The following is a 16,162-nucleotide window of genomic DNA, read 5'->3' as shown; positions in this document are numbered from 1 at the left end:
TCCTCCCCATGTGCGGAATCACCGGCTGGGTGTCCTTTCACCGCGACGCCCGCACCCAGGCCCCGGTCATCGAGGCCATGACCGGCACCCTCACACCACGCGGCCCCGACGCGGGCGGCGTCTGGCTCGGCGAGCGGGCCGCGATCGGCCACCGCCGCCTCGCCGTCATCGATCCGGCCGGGGGCGCACAGCCGATGACCGACCGGCCGGACGATCCGGGCATCGTGCTCAGCTACAGCGGCGAGGTCGACAACCACCACGAGCTGCGGGCCGAGCTGCGCGGCCGAGGACACGCCTTCCGCACCCGCAGCGACACCGAGGTGGTGCTGCGCGGCTACGCAGAGTGGGGCGAAGGCGTCGCCGAGCACCTGCACGGAATGTTCGCCTTCGCCGTCTGGGACGAACGCGCCCAGCGGCTGGTGCTGGTGCGGGACCGGCTCGGCGTCAAACCGTTGTTCTGGGCGCTCGTCGACGGCGGCCTGGCCTTCGCCTCCGAGCCCAAGGCGCTGTTCGCCCACCCGGAGATACGGCCCCGGGTGGACGCGGACGGGCTGCGGGAGGCGTACAGCCTGCTGTTCAACACCGGCCCGACGGTGTGGTCCGGCGTCCGTGAGGTCGAGCCCGGCGGCCTGCTCGTCCTGGACCGTGACCGCGTCCGGGAGCGCCGTTACTGGCAACTGGAGGCCGCGCCCCACACCGACGGCCGGGAAGCGACGGTGGCACGGGTCCGTGAGCTGGTCGGCACGGCGGCCCGGAGCCGGCTGGAGGCCGACGTCCCGCTGTGCAGCCTGCTCTCCGGCGGCCTCGACTCCACCGTGCTGACCGCTCTGCTGGCCGGCGAACTCCGCGAGCGCGAGGGCCCGGACGCCCGGATCCGCTCGTACGCCGTCGACTACAGCGACCAGGCCGAGCGGTTCACCGGAGACGTGCTGCGCACCGGCCACGACACCCCCTACGCCACCGAGGCCGGGGCCTTCATCGGCACCGATCACAGCGTCGTCGTCCTCGATCCGCGCGCCCTGCTCGACCCCGCGCACCGCAAGGCGGTCGTCGTGGCCCGCGACTCGCCGATCGGCGTCGGCGACATGGACACCTCGCTGTATCTGCTGTTCGGGGAGATACGCCGGCACTCCACCGTCGCGGTGTCCGGCGAGGCCGCCGACGAGGTCTTCGGCGGCTACCCCTGGTTCCACGACCCCAGGGCCCTGGCGGCGGACACCTTCCCCTGGCTGCTGGTCACCGGCGACGAGGCCGCCATGCCCCTGAACCCGGAACTGGACCTGCGCATCGGCGAGTTCCGCGACGACACCTACCGCGACGCGCTGGCCGCCGTACCGCACCTGGACGGCGAGACGCCCGCCGAGCACCGGCAGCGCGAGGTGCAGCACCTGTCGCTGACCCGGTGGCTGCGCCAACTCCTGCACCGCACGGACCGGTTGAGCATGGCGCAGGGGCTGGAGGTGCGCGTCCCGTACTGCGACCACCGCCTCGTCGAGTACGCCTTCGCCACCCCCTGGGCCCTGAAGAGCTTCGACGGCCGGGAGAAGAGCCTGCTGCGCGCGGCGGGCAACGGCCTGGCCCCCCACTCGGTGCTGCACCGCCCCAAGAACCACTATCCGGCCACCCACCACCCCGACTACAACCGTGGCCTGCAGAACCTGGCCCGCGAGGCCCTGGCCACCGCGCAGGTCCGTGCCCTGGCCGACGAGACCCGCCTCAAACCCTGCCTCGACACCCCGCCCGGCCAACTGGAGTGGGGCCACCGGCTCCGCCTCGAACGGGTCGTGGACCTCGCCCTGTGGCTGGACCACCACCAGCCCGAACTCGTCCTCTGAGGAGCCCTCGCATGACCCTCCACGAACCGCTCCCGCCGACCGGACCGTCCGCCGGACCGGAGGCCGGACCGGAGGCCGAACCGCCCGCCGGACCGGAGGCCGGGGCGGACTCCCTCCCCGATCCCGTCCCGCTGATGGGCTGCCCCTACAAGAGGGATCCGTACCCGCTGTACGAGCGGATGCGCGAGGCCGGGCCCGTCCACCGGGTGGTCTTCCCCAGCGGTGTGCACGCCTGGCTCGTCACCGGCTACGACGCCGCCCACGCCACCCTGACCGACGACCGCCTGGGCAAGAACCACGACCGGGGCAACGACCGGTGGCGCGCCCGCGCCTCGATCATGCCGGAGCCACAGCACTCCCAGCTCCAGGTCCACCTCCTCCATCAGGACCCGCCGGAACACACCCGCATGCGGCGCCTGGTCACCGACGCCTTCGCCCCGCGCCGCATCGAGCGGCTCCGCCCCCGTTTCGAGCACCTGGCCGGCACACTGATCGACGCGCTGCCGGAAACCGGCCCCGCCGACCTCGTCGCCGGTTTCGCGGCCCCCTTCCCCTTCCAGGTCCTCGCCGAAGTCATCGGCCTGCCACCGGAGCAGGCGGCCCGCTTCGACCGCGACTGGGGCAAGGTCGTGCAGCCGGTCGGCCCCGCCGACCCCCAGCGCCCCCGGTACGAGGCCCGTCTGCACGGCCTGCAGAGCTACATCGCCGACGTCGTCGCCCACAAACGCGCGCACGGTGACGACGATCTGCTCAGCCGTCTGGTGGCCGCCCGCGACCGCCGCGAACTGTCCCGGGAGGAGCTGGACTCGATGATCTTCCAGCTCCTGGTGGCGGGCCAGGAGCCGGTCACCAACCAGCTCACCACCGCTCTGATCGCCCTCTTCCGCCACCCGGACCAGCTGGCCCGGCTCCGCGCGGACCCCGCGCTCCTGCCCCGCGCCGTCGAGGAACTCCTCCGCTACGACAGCGCCTTCGAACTCACCACATGGCGTTTCTTCGCCGAGGACAGCGATCTGCACGGCACCCGTGTCCCGGCCGGCGACTCGGTGATCGTCTCCCTGTGCGCGGCCAACCGCGACCCACGCCGTTTCCCCGGTGCCGACACCCTCGATCTGGACCGCGACCCCACCCCCCACCTCGCCTTCGGCCACGGCATCCACTTCTGCCCCGGTGCCGCCCTCGCCCGCGCCGAACTCCAGATCGCCCTGGGCGCTCTCCTCGCCCGGCTCCCGGGGCTGCGCCCGGCCGTCGCGGACCAGGACATCGCATGGATCCCCGCCGTCCTCGGCCGCGGCACCCACCACCTCCCCGTCGGCTACGACCGGCGCCTGTGACACCGGCTCCCGGCTGACGGGGCCCGGCCGCACGGCCCGCCCCGTACCCGGCCGGCCACCGGCGCCCGGCCCCGACCCCCGCCAGGGCGCCATGCCGACCTGCCCGCATCCCCCAGGAGGAACGACATGCCACTGACGACCGCGCCGCCCACCGCCCCCGCCACCGGCGTCAGCACCGCGATCCTGAACCTGCTCCTGCCGCATCGCCGCACCACCGACCCGGCCCCCGCCACCGCGGAGGCGTTCCCCCACCAGCTGCGCCGCATCGCCCGCTTCGTGCGTGACGGCGCCCCCGTCGTGTTCACCCTGCCGGGCTTCCCCTGCAAGTCACCCAACCCGGCCAAGGTCCTCGGTCACCTCCCCGACCAGGGAGAACGCCTCTCTCTCGGCTTCCTGAACACTTTGTGCACCGAGATCGGGCGGATCTACCCGCCCGGCGCCCGCCTGATCATCTGCTCCGACGGCCACGTCTTCGGCGACCTCATCCGCGTACCCGACGAACACATCGACGCCTATGCCGACGAACTGCGCGCCGTCATGGACCGCTGGGACCTGAGCAGACTGTCCGTCTTCGACCTGCGCGACGTCCTCGGCGACCTCCCGCACGACGCGCGGCGCGCCCATGTCCATGAGCGCTACGCCCCCACGCTGGAGGCGCTGAGAGCCGAGATCCGCGCCGGTGACCCCGCACGGGCCCTCTACCGGGGCATCACCCGCTTCCTCTTCGAGGACACCGCCGACCACACGGGCACCCGGTCCGCCCTGCAACGCGACTGCCGGCGACGCGCGTACGGCGTCATCCAGCGCAGCCGTGCCTGGGGCGGCCTGATCGCCGAGCACCACCCCCACGCGGTACGTCTGTCCATCCATCCCCAGCCCACCGGCGCCGCCAAATTCGGCATCCGCCTCCTGGACGCCCCCGATGCCTGGACCACCCCCTGGCACTCGGCCGCCCTGCACCGTGCCGACGGCACCTGGACCCTCCTGCCCCGGTCGCAGGCGGCCCGGCGGGGCCGCCTGGTGTGGGCGGACGGCCGGCCCAGCCACTTCACGCAGAGCTGACCGGCGGGCCCGGGGCGCCGTCGCCGGGTGCGCCGGGTGGCCTGCCTCAGCCGCGCACGCACTCTTCGATCACCGAGGCAACCTGCTCCGTGGCCGGTGAGTTGCGTCGTTCCCGGCGGGCCAGGACGAGATCCACGGACTCGGCTTCGGCCAGCGGCATGTAGGTGACGCCGTCCAGCCGCAGGCTCTGCACCGACTGCGGCACCAGTGCCACGCCGTGGCCGGCGGCGACGAAGACGACGAGCGTGGCCGTCTCGCCGACCTCGACGAGGGACGAGGGCCGGAAACCGGCCCGGTCGCACGCGGAGAGGACTCGGTCGTACATGGCGGACCGGGGCTGGGCGGGGTGGATGACGAAGGGCTCGCCGGCCAGGTCCCCCAGCGCCACGTGCCGGCCCGAGGCCAGCGGATGCCCGGCGGGCAGGACGGCCACCAGCCGCTCCGAGCGCAGCGGTGTGAGGTGCAGCCCCTCGGTGCCGGTGATGCCGGAGCGGAACACCGCGAGGTCGTAGGCGCCGGTGCGCAGGCCGTCCACGAGGTCCGGGGTGAGAAGCTCGCCGCGCAGGTCCAGCGCGATGTTCGGCAGCCGCGCCCGCACGGTGCGGGCGACATGGGGGAGTACGTCATAGGTGGCGGTGCCGATGAAGCCGACGGAGACCCGTCCCGCGCGGCCGGTGGCCAGCTCCGCCATATGGGCGCGGGCGCGCTCGGCCTCGGCCATCAGGGCGCGTGCGTACCCGGTGAGGTGCCGGCCGGCTTCGGTGAGTTCGACCTGCCGGGTGGACCGGTGGAACAAGGTGGTGCCCAGCTCCCGCTCCAGCTGCTTGATCTGCTGGGACAGAGCCGGCTGCGCGACGTGCAGACGTGCCGCCGCCCGGCCGAAATGGCACTCCTCGGCGAGTGCGAGGAAGGAGCGGACCTGGCGAAGTTCCATTCCGCCATTCTATAAGGTGCTCTTATCAATCAAGGGAAACTAGGTCTTGGACGCGATGAAGCGGGGGACCCTACCGTGAGGACGTGACCGACAGCTATCTCTACGCAGCGGCAAGAACACCCTTCGGACGGTTCTCGGGCGCCCTCGCCGGCATCCGGCCCGACGACCTCGCGGCCCTGGCCATCAGCGGGACCCTGGCCAAGGTGCCGGCGCTCGACCCGGGAGAGATCGGCGACATCGTCTGGGGCAACGCCAACGGCGCCGGCGAGGACAACCGCAACGTCGGCCGGATGGCCGGCCTGCTGGCCGGACTGCCCACATCCGTGCCCGCCACGACCGTCAACCGGCTGTGCGGATCCTCCCTGGACGCGGCGATCATCGCGTCACGCGCCATCGAGACCGGCGACGCCGAGATCGTGCTCACCGGGGGCGTGGAATCGATGACCCGGGCCCCCTGGGTCCTGCCCAAGCCCGCACGCGCCTTCCCCGCCGCGGACCTGACCGCCGTCTCCACCACCCTCGGATGGCGGCTGGTCAACGAGCGCATGCCGAAGGAGTGGACGGTTTCCCTGGGCGAGGCCAATGAGCAACTGGCCGAGCGGTTCGGCATAGCCCGGGAGCGGCAGGACGAGTTCGCGGCCCGCTCCCACAACCTCGCCGACGACGCCTGGAACGCCGGCTTCTACGACGATCTCGTGGTGCCGGTGGTGGTGGACGGCAAGGGCGGAACCCTGGCCCGGGACGAGGGGATCCGGCCCGGATCCACGGTCCGGAAACTCGCCGGACTGGCGCCGGTCTTCCGCCCCGACGGTGTGATCACGGCCGGCAACGCCTCCCCGCTGAGCGACGGCGCCTCGGCCGTGCTGCTCGGCTCGCGGGCCGCCGCGGCGCGCATCGGGGCCGATCCGCTGGCCCGCATCGCCGGGCGCGGGGTTTTCGCCCTGGATCCGCAGATGTTCGGGTTCGCGCCCGTGGAGGCGGCGAACCGGGCGCTGAAGAGGGCGGGCATCTCCTGGTCCGACGTCTGCGCGGTGGAGCTCAACGAGGCGTTCGCCGTGCAGTCGCTGGCCTGCGTGGACGCCTGGGAGATCGATCCGGCAACGGTCAACGCCAAGGGCGGCGCCATCGCGCTCGGCCATCCGCTGGGCGCTTCCGGCGGCAGGCTGCTCGGCACGCTGGCCCACCGGCTTCGGGAGTCCGGAGGGCGGTGGGGGGTCGCGGCCATCTGCATCGGAGTGGGCCAGGCGCTCGCCGTGGTCCTGGAGAACGTGACGGAGAAGAGCCGATGACCACACAGCTGTGCGCCGATGCGGACGAGGCGGTGGCCGGGATCGAGGACGGCTCGACGGTGCTCGTCGGGGGCTTCGGGATGGCCGGTATGCCGGTCGACCTGATCGACGCGCTCATCCGCCAGGGCGCCAGGGACCTGACGGTGGTGTCCAACAACGCGGGCAACGGCGACACCGGGCTCGCCGCGCTGCTGGCGAAGGGCCGGGTCCGCAAGGTGATCTGCTCCTTCCCCCGCCAGGCCGACTCATGGGTTTTCGACGGCCTGTACCGGGCCGGCCGGATCGAGCTGGAAGTGGTGCCCCAGGGCAACCTCGCGGAGCGGATGCGGGCCGCCGGAGCCGGTATCGGAGCCTTCTACTGCCCCACCGGCGTCGGCACGCCGCTGGCCGAGGGCAAGGAGACGCGCGAGATCGACGGCCGCACCTACGTACTGGAGTACCCCATCAAGGGCGATGTGGCGTTGATCGGCGCCCAGCGGGCCGACCGCATGGGCAACCTGGTCTACCGCAAGACCGCGCGCAACTTCGGTCCGGTCATGGCCACCGCCGCCACCACCGTGATCGCCCAGGTCCGCGACATCGTCGAGACCGGCATGATCGATCCGGAGACCGTCGTGACACCGAGCATCTATGTCGACCGCGTGGTGCGGGAGGTACCGGCCGCATGAACCCGACCAGCCACTTCGCGCACAGCGAGCGCGGCCCTCTGGACAAGCACGAGATCGCCGCCCTGGTGGCGCGCGACATCCCGCGGGGGGCGTACGTCAACCTGGGCATCGGCCGGCCGACACTCGTCGCCGACCATCTGCCCGCCGACTCCGGTGTGGTGCTCCACACCGAGAACGGCATGCTCAACATGGGGCCCGCCGCCAAGGACGGTGAGATCGACCCCGACCTCATCAACGCGGGCAAGATCCCCGTCACCGAACTGCCCGGAGCCGCCTACTTCCACCACGCCGACTCCTTCGCCATGATGCGCGGCGGCCACCTCGACGTCTGCGTACTCGGCGCGTTCCAGGTCTCCGCCGAGGGGGACCTGGCCAACTGGCACACCGGCGCACCCGACGCCATCCCGGCCGTCGGCGGGGCCATGGACCTGGCGGTCGGGGCCAAGAAGGTCTTCGTGATGATGACGCTGTTCACCAAGACCGGCGCGCCCAAGCTGGTGCCCCGGTGCACCTACCCCCTGACCGGGCTGGCCTGTGTCGACCGCGTCTACACGGACGTCGCGGTGTTCGACATCACGCCGCGGGGTGTGTCGGTGTCGCGGACCTTCGGCATCACCCACGAGGAACTCGCGGAGCAACTCCAGGTGCCGCTCCTCTTCGCCCGGACGTAGCCCCTGCCCCCGGTGGCGGCTGCCGGATCGCGCCCCGGACGTCGTCTCCGGCCCGATGAGCTCGAGCCGGAGACGACGGGGCCTTTCGGGGGCCGTTGCCGCTTGCGGGTCCTCTCCGGGCCCGGACCGGTCTAGACGACGACCTTCTCCTCGGTGACCATGACCGCCACCGACTCCATGTCGATGAACGTGCTCTCATCCGGGTTCACCAGTTCCCGGTAGTTCTCGGACGCGAAGAACGCGTCGTGATCGGCCCAGTTGTCGAACCAGATCTCGGTGAGCCCGTCATAGGCGGGGCTCGGGTAACCCGCCGCGGGCACCGGGTGGGAGACGGTGTACTTCCGTACGTACCGCCGCGCTTCCGGAATGGAGGTGAACAGCGGCGCGTGATGGTTCCGGTGGTGCTCGACGAATTCCTCGAAGGTCATTCCACCGACGCGATTGATCATGAAGGCGAGCTTTATCACGGACTTCTTCTCTCTCTTCTCGTGAACGCGTGCGACGGCGACCGCATGTGCTGGGGGCGGTGGGCCGTGGCCGCGGAGTTATGCTAAAAGCTCACATCGGTGTCAGGGGCAAGTCGGTGTGACCCGGTACACAGGAGGGGTTGGGATGCGGATCGGTGAACTCTCCGCCCGGACGGGCGTCAGCCGTCGATCGCTGCGCTACTACGAGGACCAGGGCCTGCTGGTCAGTACCCGGTCCCCCAGCGGCCAGCGGCACTACGACGACGATCACGTCCGGCGAGTGGCGCTCATCCAGGCGTTCCTGGCCGCCGGAATGTCGAGCGCCACCATCGCCGAGATGGTCCCCTGTATGACCGATCCCGACCAGCGCAAAGCCCGGCAAGCCCTGGTCACCATGCGTCGCGAGCGCGACCGGCTGTCAGCCGCGCTGGAGAGCCTCGCCGCCGCCAGGAAAGCACTCGATGAGCTGATCGATGTCAACCTGACCTATCTGGCGGATGCGGCGGAGGGCCGGACCCCTGCTCAGCCGGCTCAGCCTTCTGGTCCGCGTCCGGTGCCGGGCGGGTGACCGGATGCCCCGGCGTGCGGGACGAAAGACAACGAGTCCTCCGTACCCCGGCCGCTCGCCCGTCCCTCGGCCGCCGCTCCCGGGCGCACGGCTGCACCGCCCGGGTGCTCTCCGGGCGGGCCGCCCCCGCCCCCGGCCGCTGCCTGCCGCCGTACCCCGCCGGGCTGAAACCCGGACGGCGCGGCCGCGGCTTCACCGCTGGGCGAGCAGGTCTTCCAGGGCTCGCAGCGGTGCGGCGTTGCCGGCCCGGCGGCGCTTGTGTTCCACCCAGTAGATGGTCCGGTCGGGCGGCCCGTCGCGCAGCGGCACGACACGGCACCCCGTTCGTGCCCGCAGGTCCTCGGCCATGAAGGAGGGCGCGACGGTCCAGCAGTCCGTGGTGCGCAACAGGGGCGGCAGCGTATGCACCATGGTGGCGCTGTGGGCGGGCTCCCGCAGCAGATTCCGCTCTCGCCACAGGTCGTAGTCCGGCCCCCAGGGCAGGTATATCTCGTGCGCCCCGGCCAGCGCGGAAAGCGGCAGCGCCTCCGCGGCCCGCTCGTGCCCGTCGTCCACCGATGGTGAGTTGACGGCGGCGAGCATCGGGTACCGCGCGAGCGGACGCACCCGGAGGTCGGTGTGGACCGGCTCGTAGAAGACGAAGGCGACGTCGAGATGGCCGGCGACGACGCGGTCGCACAGCGCTCTGCTGCGCCCGGTTTCCAGGGTGAGCCGCAACTCGGGCAGCCGGCTGCGCAGCTCCGAGACGAGCGAGTCGAAGATGTAGATGCTGATGGCGTCGGCGCCGCCCATGGCCAGGGCCGCGTGCGGCGTTTCGCGGATCCGGGCGGCCTCGCCGACCAGCCGCTCCCACTGCTCGGCGAGGTCGCGGTAGCGCTGCCCGGCGGCCGTCAGCCCGATCCCCTTCGCCCCTCGTGCCCGCAGGACGAGACGCTTGCCCAGGCGCTTCTCCAGCCGCTCCAGGCGGTAACTCACGGTCGACTGGGATGTGTGCACGATCCGGGCGGCTTGGGCGAGGCTTCCCGAGCGGGCGATCGCGAGGAAAGTCTCGACCTCCTCTACGACGAACATATCGATCCCGTCGATATCGAGTCTCGAAAACGTGAGCGTGACAGGCATCTTAAGCCCGGCCTAACGTGTGTGCTCCGGCCGGAGACCTACGTCACATCCGACTGCCGAGCCCCCTGGGGAGATGAGAAACCGTGGACACGCGCAAAGTCCCCCTCGACGACCTGCCCACCTCCCGATTCCACCGCAAGGTCGCCGTCGTCGCGGCAGGCGGCCCCTTCTGCGACGGCTATCTCCTCGGCATCATCGCGGTGGCGCTGCCCGCGATCTCGGCCGATCTGGGGACGGGCGCGCTGGGCGAAGGGCTCATCGGTGCCTCGGCACTGATGGGCATGTTCGTCGGCGGCCTGGTGTTCGGCCCGCTCACCGATCGGCTCGGACGCAGCGGTATGTACACCATGAACCTCCTGGTGTTCGTGGTGTGTTCCGCCCTCCAGTTCTTCGCCGGGGACGCGGTGTCCCTGTTCCTCATCCGCTTCGTGATGGGGATCGCCCTCGGCGCCGACTACCCCATCGCCACCGCGCTGGCCACCGAATTCCTGCCCCGGCGGCTGCGCGGACCGGTGCTCGCCTCGCTGGTGCTGGTCCTGTGGGTGGGCTTCACCGCAAGCTACGCCGTCGGCTACCTGATGGACGGCCTCGGTGACGGAGCCTGGCGCTGGATGCTCGCCAGTGCGGCGGTCCCCTCGCTCGTCTTCCTGCTGCTGCGGCTGGGCACCCCCGAGTCCCCGCGCTGGCTGCTGAGCGTCGGCCGCACCGACGAGGCACGCGCGGTGGTCACCGAACACCTGGGGCCCTCGGCCGACTTCGACGCGCTGGTCGCCGAGACGCGTACCGCCACCCCCGTGCGGAAGGGCCTGCCGCTGAGCGGCATCGGCGAACTGTTCCGCCGCGGCTACGGGCCGATGCTGGTGTTCTGCTCCGTCTTCTGGGTCTGCCAGGTGGCGCCGTCGTTCGCGGTGAAGACCTTCCAGCCGCAGCTGCTCACCTCGCTCGGGGTGCACGACGCGCTGGGGGCCAGCGTGCTGGTGCAGTCGTTCGCGATCGTGGGCACCGCGCTGGGCATGCTCGTCATCAACTCGCTCGGCCGCAGAACGCTGCTGCTCGCCTCCATGGCCGTGTTCACCGCGGCGCTGCTCGGTCTGGGGATCAATCCGTGGGCCACCGGCGGGCTGGTGATCACGCTGTTCATCGTGTTCAACCTGGCTGAGGCGGCCGGTTCGGCACTGCAGTTCGTCTACCCCAACGAGCTGTTCCCGACCGAGCTGCGCGGCACGGGCATGGGTGTGGCCACCGCCGTGAGCCGGATCGGATCGGCCGCGGGCACCTTCCTGCTGCCCCTGACCACCGACCGCTGGGGCACCAGCGCCGGCCTGTACATCGCGGCGGGCATCGGGATGCTCGGGCTCGCCGTCTCGTGGCGCATGGCGCCGGAAACCCGTCGGCTCAGCCTGGCGCGGGCGAGCGGGGCCGAGGAGCGGGGCCACGCACCGCGGCAGCCGGCCGAGCACACGCGGCCGGGCCGGCCGGCTCAGGAGCAGCTCTGACGCCGCAGGCCCCATCGAGCAAGAGCACTCCCGTCTCCAGGCCCCATCGAGCAAGCGCACGTGCGCCCCCACACCACAGAACGAGCAAGAGCACTCCCGAGACCGCAGAACAGTACGAGCAAGGAGACTCATGCCCTCCGTCCCTCCCCCCTCCTCCAGCCATGTGGTGGTTGTCGGTGCCGGTATCCTCGGCACCGCGCTGGCCCGGCAACTCGCCCTCGGCGGCGCCCGCGTGACCGTCCTGGACCGCGAGGGCCCCGCGGCCGGGGCGACGTCCGCAGCCTTCGCCTGGCTCACCAACCAGACGTACTTCCGCAATGGCACCTCGCTGTCGGACGGCACCTCCCGGCACTACTTCGGCCTGCACCGGCTCGCGCTCGGCGCCTGGCGGCGGCTGCACCACGAGCTCGGCGACGCCCTGGCGGTCCGCTGGGGCGGAACGGTACAGCTCGCACCCGGCCACGGTGCGGAACACGACCTGCTCCGCAACGATCTGCACCGCCGTCTCACCTGGGGCAGCCCCTCCCGGGCCATCACCGCCCCCGAGGCCAGGAAACTGCTCCCCGGCGCAGTCGTCGCCGACGACGCCGTCGGTTTCTTCACCCCCGACGAGGGCTCGGTCGACCCCGCCCGGGCCGTCGCCGCGCTGGTCGACGCCGGTACGGGACTCGGGGTGGACTTCCGCTACGGCACCGAGGTGACGGCGGTCGAGGGCGCCGGGAACCGGGCCCGCGCCGTGGTCACCCCGACCGGCCGGATCGAGTGCGACCACGTGGTCGTGGCCTGCGGTGCCGATACCCCGTCCCTGCTGGACCCGCTGGGCGTCACCGTGCCGCTGGTCGCCTCCTCCGGCACGATCGTCCACCTCGCCCCGCTGCCGCCCTTCCTGGAGCGGGTGTTCCTCTCCTCGGACGTCCACGCCATCCAGCGCACGGACGGGCGGGTGGTCCTGGCCAGGCACTACACCGGCACGCCGGTCTCCGACCCGGCGGGGCTGGACGGTGACGGGCTCCTGGCCGATGCGGCCACGGTGCTGCCGCCGCTGCGGCGGGCGCAGATCGAGAAGGTCACCGTCGGCCGCCGCATCGTCCCGGCCGACGGCCTGCCCGTCATCGGCCGCAGTCCCGTGTACCACAACGTCCACAGCGTCACCACGAACGCGGGGATCACCCTCGGCCCCTGTCTCGCGCAGCTGCTGAGCACGGAGGTCCTGTACGACGTCAGGGTGGACGTACTGGAGCCCTACCGGTCGACCCGGTTCGCAGCGGCCGGCGGACCGGCGGCCCCCGCGTGACCGTTGCGGGAGCGCCCGGTCACCGCGATATGGGCTCAGCCCGATAACACTCGGGCACATGGGCCGCGGCCCTCGGACGCCGCGCGTCCAGCAGGGCGCGGACGCGGCCCGGTGGTTCCTCCCGCGTGACGGGATCCGAAGTGATCACGTAACGCGGGAGGCGACCATGTCCAGGGCCTCATCGGCCGTCCCCAGGTGGCTCCAGCGGACGTCGTGCCGCTCGATCGGTCTGCTCGGTGCGACACCGCGGACAGAGAATGGCTGCTCAACGCCACACATCCGACAGCCACGGTCAGTGGCTGATGACCACCTTGCCGACGCGCGACCCCTTCTCGAAGTGGGAGAACGCCTCCGGCGCCTCGTCGAAGGGGAAAACGCGGTCGATGACGGGCCGCAGCCGGTGCCGGGCGATGACCTTGTTCATCTGTTCGAAGTCGCTCCGGCTGCCGACGCTGATCGACCTGAGCGTCGCGGCGCGCCGGAAGAACCGCGTGATGTCCATACCGCTGCCCGAGGCGAGATTGCCGACGAGGGCGATCTGCCCGCCGTAGGCGACGGCGTCGATGGACTGGGAGAGCGTTCCGGCGCCGCCGATCTCGACGACGCGATCGGCGCCGCCGTCGGTGAGCGCCCGCACCCGTGCGCCCCACTCCGGTGTGCTGAGGTAGTTGACCACGTCGGATGCGCCGAGGGCGGTGAGCCGCCGGGCCTTTTCCTCGCTGGATGTCGTGGCCACGACGCGGGCACCGGCCAGCCGGGCGAACTGCAGGGCGAAGACGGACACCCCGCCCGAGCCCTGGACCAGCAGCGCATCGCCCGGACCGACTCCGCTCACGGCTGACCACGCGGTGAGCGCGGCGCACGGAAGCGTGGCCGCTTCCTCGAAGGACAGGTGGTCCGGCGCGGCGACCAGGCTCTGTTCGTCCAGGGCGATGTATTCGGTGAGCCATCCGTCGCGTTGTGTCCCGTGCAGCTCTCCCCATGCGGGGAACCGGCCGTACAGCCAGGTCGGATGGAAGGTGCTCACGACCCGGTCCCCGACCCGGAACCGCGAGACCCCGTCCCCGACGGCCTCCACGACGCCCGAGCCGTCGGAGAGCGGGATGCGCCCCGGCGGCACCTCGACGGAGTACCTGCCCGCGGCGATGAGCAGATCGCGTGCGTTGATGGAGCTGGCCTTCACCCGTACGAGCACTTCGCCCGCCGACGGACTCGGTACCGGACGTTCCGCCGGCGTGACCAGACCGCCACCAGCTCTCACCTGAAATGTGCGCATGTTCCGCGTTCCGCCCTCTCGTGCGGGGATCCGACCTCTGCACGATAGGACGGTCCGGCTGGACGAACTGTATCTTGGCGTCCACGTTCTGCTGCAGATCGTCCAGGAGAGTGGGATGGACCCGATCGACGACCTCCTCACCACGATGAGGATCGAGGACGCGCGGTATGTGCGGTTGGACGCCCATGCGCCGTGGGGCATCTCGTTCCCTCCCCGGCACCTCGCCCGGCTGGTCCTGATATCCAGTGGTTCCTGCTGGCTCGTCGCGGACACCCTCGACGGGCCGCAACGACTGGAGACGAACGACTGCTTCCTGGTCCGGGCGGGTGTGAGCTTCACCCTGCGGGACCAAACGGGCAGCGAGGTCGTCGACTGTGACGGACTGATCTCCCAGGCCCCCGGCCACGTGGCACGGGTCGGCGGAGACGGCGAGCCGACCCGGATCGTGTCCACTCGCTTCGCCTTCGACGCCGTGGCGGCCGAACCGCTCTTCGCGCTCCTGCCGCCGTTGTTCCGGCTGAACCTGGACGACACCTCCAGCGGGCTGCTGCGCACCACGTTCGACCTCATCGCGCGGGAGAGCGCGGCAGGCGGGCTCGGTGCCGGCTTCATCATGAGCCGCTTGTCCGACGTGCTCTTCGTGCAGGCACTGCGGACCTGCTGCGCGGATGTCCGCAGCGCCACCGTCGGCTGGCTCGCCGCGCTGCGAGACCCGCGTCTGTCGGTCGCCATGCGGGAGTTGCACTCGGACCTGGCCCATCCGTGGACGGTCGGCGAACTCGCCCGCACGGCGGGGATGTCACGCTCGGCGTTCGCCGCCCTGTTCAAGGAGAAGGCGGGGGACACCCCGCTGGGCTACCTCACGGCATGGCGCATGTACCGGGTGAAGGCCCTGCTCCGGGAGACGCCGCTGAGCGTCCAGGAGATCGCCGTCAGAGTCGGCTACGACACCGGTACGGCGCTGAGCCGTGCCTTCGCGAACCGGGAGGGCGTCACGCCGGGGGCCTGGCGGAAGCTGACCACGGACCAGGCGCTCCGACCTCCGGGCTGACGGCGGTGCCGCCGTCCCCTTCCGGCCTCCGGGGTGACGGCGGTGTCGCCATCCCCTTCCGTCCTCCCGGTGACGGCGGTGTCGCCGTCCCCTCCCTCTCCGAGTCCCCGTGCCCGTCCCCCTCACCGGCCGGGAACCGCTGGGAACGGACGTGCTTCGGCCGCCGTCACCGGGTCCCCGGCCGGTACCCCGTGCAGAAGGCGGGCCAGCACCTCCGCTCCGCGCACCACGCGGGGGCCGGGGCGGTTGAAGTACGCCGGTCCGTCCAGTACCCAGACACGCCCGGCCCGTACCGCGGGCAGGTCCGTCCAGCCCGGCAGGCGGGTGAGCAACTCCCGCTCGCGCAGGGTCCGTTCGGGCGGGAAACCGCACGGCAGGACCAGCACCACCTCCGGCCGGGCGGCGCGGACCGCCTCCCAGGTCATCGGCCGCGTGTGCGCGCCGGACGCGGCCAGCAGCGGTTCGCCGCCGGCGGCGGTGATCTGGTCGGGAACCCAGTGGCCGGCCGGCCACAGCGGGTCCAGCCACTCGATCGCCACGACCCGGGGCCGGGCCCGGCCCGCGACCGACCCGCGGATCCGTTCCAGGCGGGCGCGCAGATCGGCCCGGCGCCGCTCGGCGTGCTCGCGCACACCGAGCAGCTCGCCGACGGTGACCAGGCAGTCCAGTACGTCGTCGAGCGTGCGCGGCTCCAGGCTGAGTACGCGGGTACCGGCGTCGAGCAGCCGGACGGCCGTGCTGACGTTCCGGTACGAGACGGCGCACACCTCGCACAGGTCCTGGGTGAGCACCACATCGGGTCCGAGGGCCGCGAGCGCCTCGGTGTCGAGCGTGTAGAGGGACGATCCGGAGTGCGCCGATCCGCCGACCGCGTCGGAGATCTCCCGGCTGGTGAGGGTGTTCTGGTCCAGGTCCGCCGCGGTCACCACGGGGACGGACGCCACCTCCCGCGGCGGCCAGTCGCATTCGTGGGTCCGGCCGACCAACTGCTCGGCGAGTCCGAGTTCGGCGACGATGTCCGTCGCGGCGGGCAGCAAGGAGACGATGCGCATGCCGCGACTCTAGGCCCTGCCCGGGCGCGGGCCCAGATGCCCGCGC

General features: G+C 71.8%; 15 protein-coding genes. 10 read left to right on the top strand and 5 right to left on the bottom strand.

The genetic code is table 11. The annotated features are described in order from the left end of the window. The first annotated feature begins 8 nt into the window (after positions 1 to 8). The 3 genes from asnB to AXW62_RS25930 all read left to right on the top strand — a co-directional run bounded on the left by asnB (position 9) and on the right by AXW62_RS25930 (position 4,231). Positions 9 to 1,835, top strand: a complete 1,827-nt coding sequence (gene asnB, locus AXW62_RS25940) for an asparagine synthase (glutamine-hydrolyzing) (protein WP_060946635.1) — start codon at positions 9 to 11, stop codon at positions 1,833 to 1,835. A gap of 11 nt (positions 1,836 to 1,846) precedes the next feature. Continuing rightward, on the top strand, positions 1,847 to 3,169 hold the full coding sequence (locus AXW62_RS25935; RefSeq protein ID WP_079115793.1) for a cytochrome P450 family protein: 1,323 nt from the start codon (positions 1,847 to 1,849) through the stop codon (positions 3,167 to 3,169). A gap of 126 nt (positions 3,170 to 3,295) precedes the next feature. Further along, positions 3,296 to 4,231: an L-tyrosine/L-tryptophan isonitrile synthase family protein gene (locus tag AXW62_RS25930; RefSeq protein WP_060946634.1), complete on the top strand. Its 936-nt coding sequence runs from the start codon at positions 3,296 to 3,298 to the stop codon at positions 4,229 to 4,231. Between the two features lie 46 nt (positions 4,232 to 4,277). On the opposite strand, the gene AXW62_RS25925 is transcribed toward AXW62_RS25930, so the two are convergent. Beyond that, positions 4,278 to 5,165 carry a LysR substrate-binding domain-containing protein gene (locus AXW62_RS25925; RefSeq protein ID WP_060946633.1) on the bottom strand — a complete coding sequence of 296 codons (888 nt, stop codon included), beginning with the start codon at positions 5,163 to 5,165 and terminating at the stop codon, positions 4,278 to 4,280. A gap of 83 nt (positions 5,166 to 5,248) precedes the next feature. Between AXW62_RS25925 and AXW62_RS25920 the strand changes: the two genes are divergently transcribed. Genes AXW62_RS25920 through AXW62_RS25910 form a run of 3 tightly spaced genes read left to right on the top strand, consistent with a single transcriptional unit; the run spans position 5,249 to position 7,793 of the window. Further along, positions 5,249 to 6,454, top strand: a complete 1,206-nt coding sequence (locus AXW62_RS25920; RefSeq protein ID WP_030837647.1) for a thiolase family protein — start codon at positions 5,249 to 5,251, stop codon at positions 6,452 to 6,454. Further along, entirely contained in the window at positions 6,451 to 7,122 is a 672-nt protein-coding gene (locus tag AXW62_RS25915) for a 3-oxoacid CoA-transferase subunit A (RefSeq protein ID WP_060946632.1), read from the top strand. Before AXW62_RS25920 ends, AXW62_RS25915 begins: the two co-directional genes overlap by 4 nt. Continuing rightward, positions 7,119 to 7,793, top strand: a complete 675-nt coding sequence (locus tag AXW62_RS25910; protein ID WP_060946631.1) for a 3-oxoacid CoA-transferase subunit B — start codon at positions 7,119 to 7,121, stop codon at positions 7,791 to 7,793. The genes AXW62_RS25915 and AXW62_RS25910 overlap by 4 nt, the downstream gene beginning before the upstream one ends. Positions 7,794 to 7,924: 131 nt before the next feature. On the opposite strand, the gene AXW62_RS25905 is transcribed toward AXW62_RS25910, so the two are convergent. Beyond that, positions 7,925 to 8,260 carry an EthD domain-containing protein gene (locus AXW62_RS25905; RefSeq protein ID WP_060946630.1) on the bottom strand — a complete coding sequence of 112 codons (336 nt, stop codon included), beginning with the start codon at positions 8,258 to 8,260 and terminating at the stop codon, positions 7,925 to 7,927. A 145-nt stretch (positions 8,261 to 8,405) separates the two neighbouring features. Between AXW62_RS25905 and AXW62_RS25900 the strand changes: the two genes are divergently transcribed. After that, positions 8,406 to 8,828 carry a MerR family transcriptional regulator gene (locus AXW62_RS25900; protein WP_060946629.1) on the top strand — a complete coding sequence of 141 codons (423 nt, stop codon included), beginning with the start codon at positions 8,406 to 8,408 and terminating at the stop codon, positions 8,826 to 8,828. Positions 8,829 to 9,020: 192 nt separating this feature from the next. Here AXW62_RS25900 and AXW62_RS25895 read toward each other — a convergent pair whose 3' ends face one another. Further along, positions 9,021 to 9,899 carry a LysR family transcriptional regulator gene (locus AXW62_RS25895; protein WP_060946628.1) on the bottom strand — a complete coding sequence of 293 codons (879 nt, stop codon included), beginning with the start codon at positions 9,897 to 9,899 and terminating at the stop codon, positions 9,021 to 9,023. 131 nt (positions 9,900 to 10,030) lie between these two features. Between AXW62_RS25895 and AXW62_RS25890 the strand changes: the two genes are divergently transcribed. Both AXW62_RS25890 and AXW62_RS25885 read left to right on the top strand, forming a co-directional pair. Further along, the gene (locus AXW62_RS25890) at positions 10,031 to 11,443 is read left to right on the top strand and encodes an MFS transporter (RefSeq protein WP_063817658.1); all 1,413 of its coding nucleotides are present in this window, start codon (positions 10,031 to 10,033) and stop codon (positions 11,441 to 11,443) included. Between the two features lie 130 nt (positions 11,444 to 11,573). After that, the gene (locus AXW62_RS25885) at positions 11,574 to 12,737 is read left to right on the top strand and encodes an NAD(P)/FAD-dependent oxidoreductase (RefSeq protein WP_060946627.1); all 1,164 of its coding nucleotides are present in this window, start codon (positions 11,574 to 11,576) and stop codon (positions 12,735 to 12,737) included. 292 nt (positions 12,738 to 13,029) lie between these two features. Here the strand turns inward: AXW62_RS25885 and AXW62_RS25880 are convergent, their stop codons facing one another. Next, positions 13,030 to 14,013 carry a zinc-dependent alcohol dehydrogenase family protein gene (locus AXW62_RS25880; protein WP_060946626.1) on the bottom strand — a complete coding sequence of 328 codons (984 nt, stop codon included), beginning with the start codon at positions 14,011 to 14,013 and terminating at the stop codon, positions 13,030 to 13,032. Positions 14,014 to 14,128: 115 nt separating this feature from the next. Between AXW62_RS25880 and AXW62_RS25875 the strand changes: the two genes are divergently transcribed. Next, positions 14,129 to 15,064 carry an AraC family transcriptional regulator gene (locus tag AXW62_RS25875; protein ID WP_060946625.1) on the top strand — a complete coding sequence of 312 codons (936 nt, stop codon included), beginning with the start codon at positions 14,129 to 14,131 and terminating at the stop codon, positions 15,062 to 15,064. Between the two features lie 122 nt (positions 15,065 to 15,186). On the opposite strand, the gene AXW62_RS25870 is transcribed toward AXW62_RS25875, so the two are convergent. After that, complete coding sequence (locus AXW62_RS25870) at positions 15,187 to 16,116, bottom strand: cobalamin-binding protein (protein WP_060946624.1); 930 nt, start codon at positions 16,114 to 16,116, stop codon at positions 15,187 to 15,189. Positions 16,117 to 16,162: the final 46 nt, after the last annotated feature.

Source organism: Streptomyces hygroscopicus subsp. hygroscopicus, from assembly GCF_001553455.1.
GTDB classification, from domain to species: Bacteria; Actinomycetota; Actinomycetes; order Streptomycetales; family Streptomycetaceae; genus Streptomyces; species Streptomyces hygroscopicus.
The sequence above is the reverse complement of the archived record's forward strand: the minus strand, read 5'-3'. Positions and strand labels throughout refer to the sequence as shown.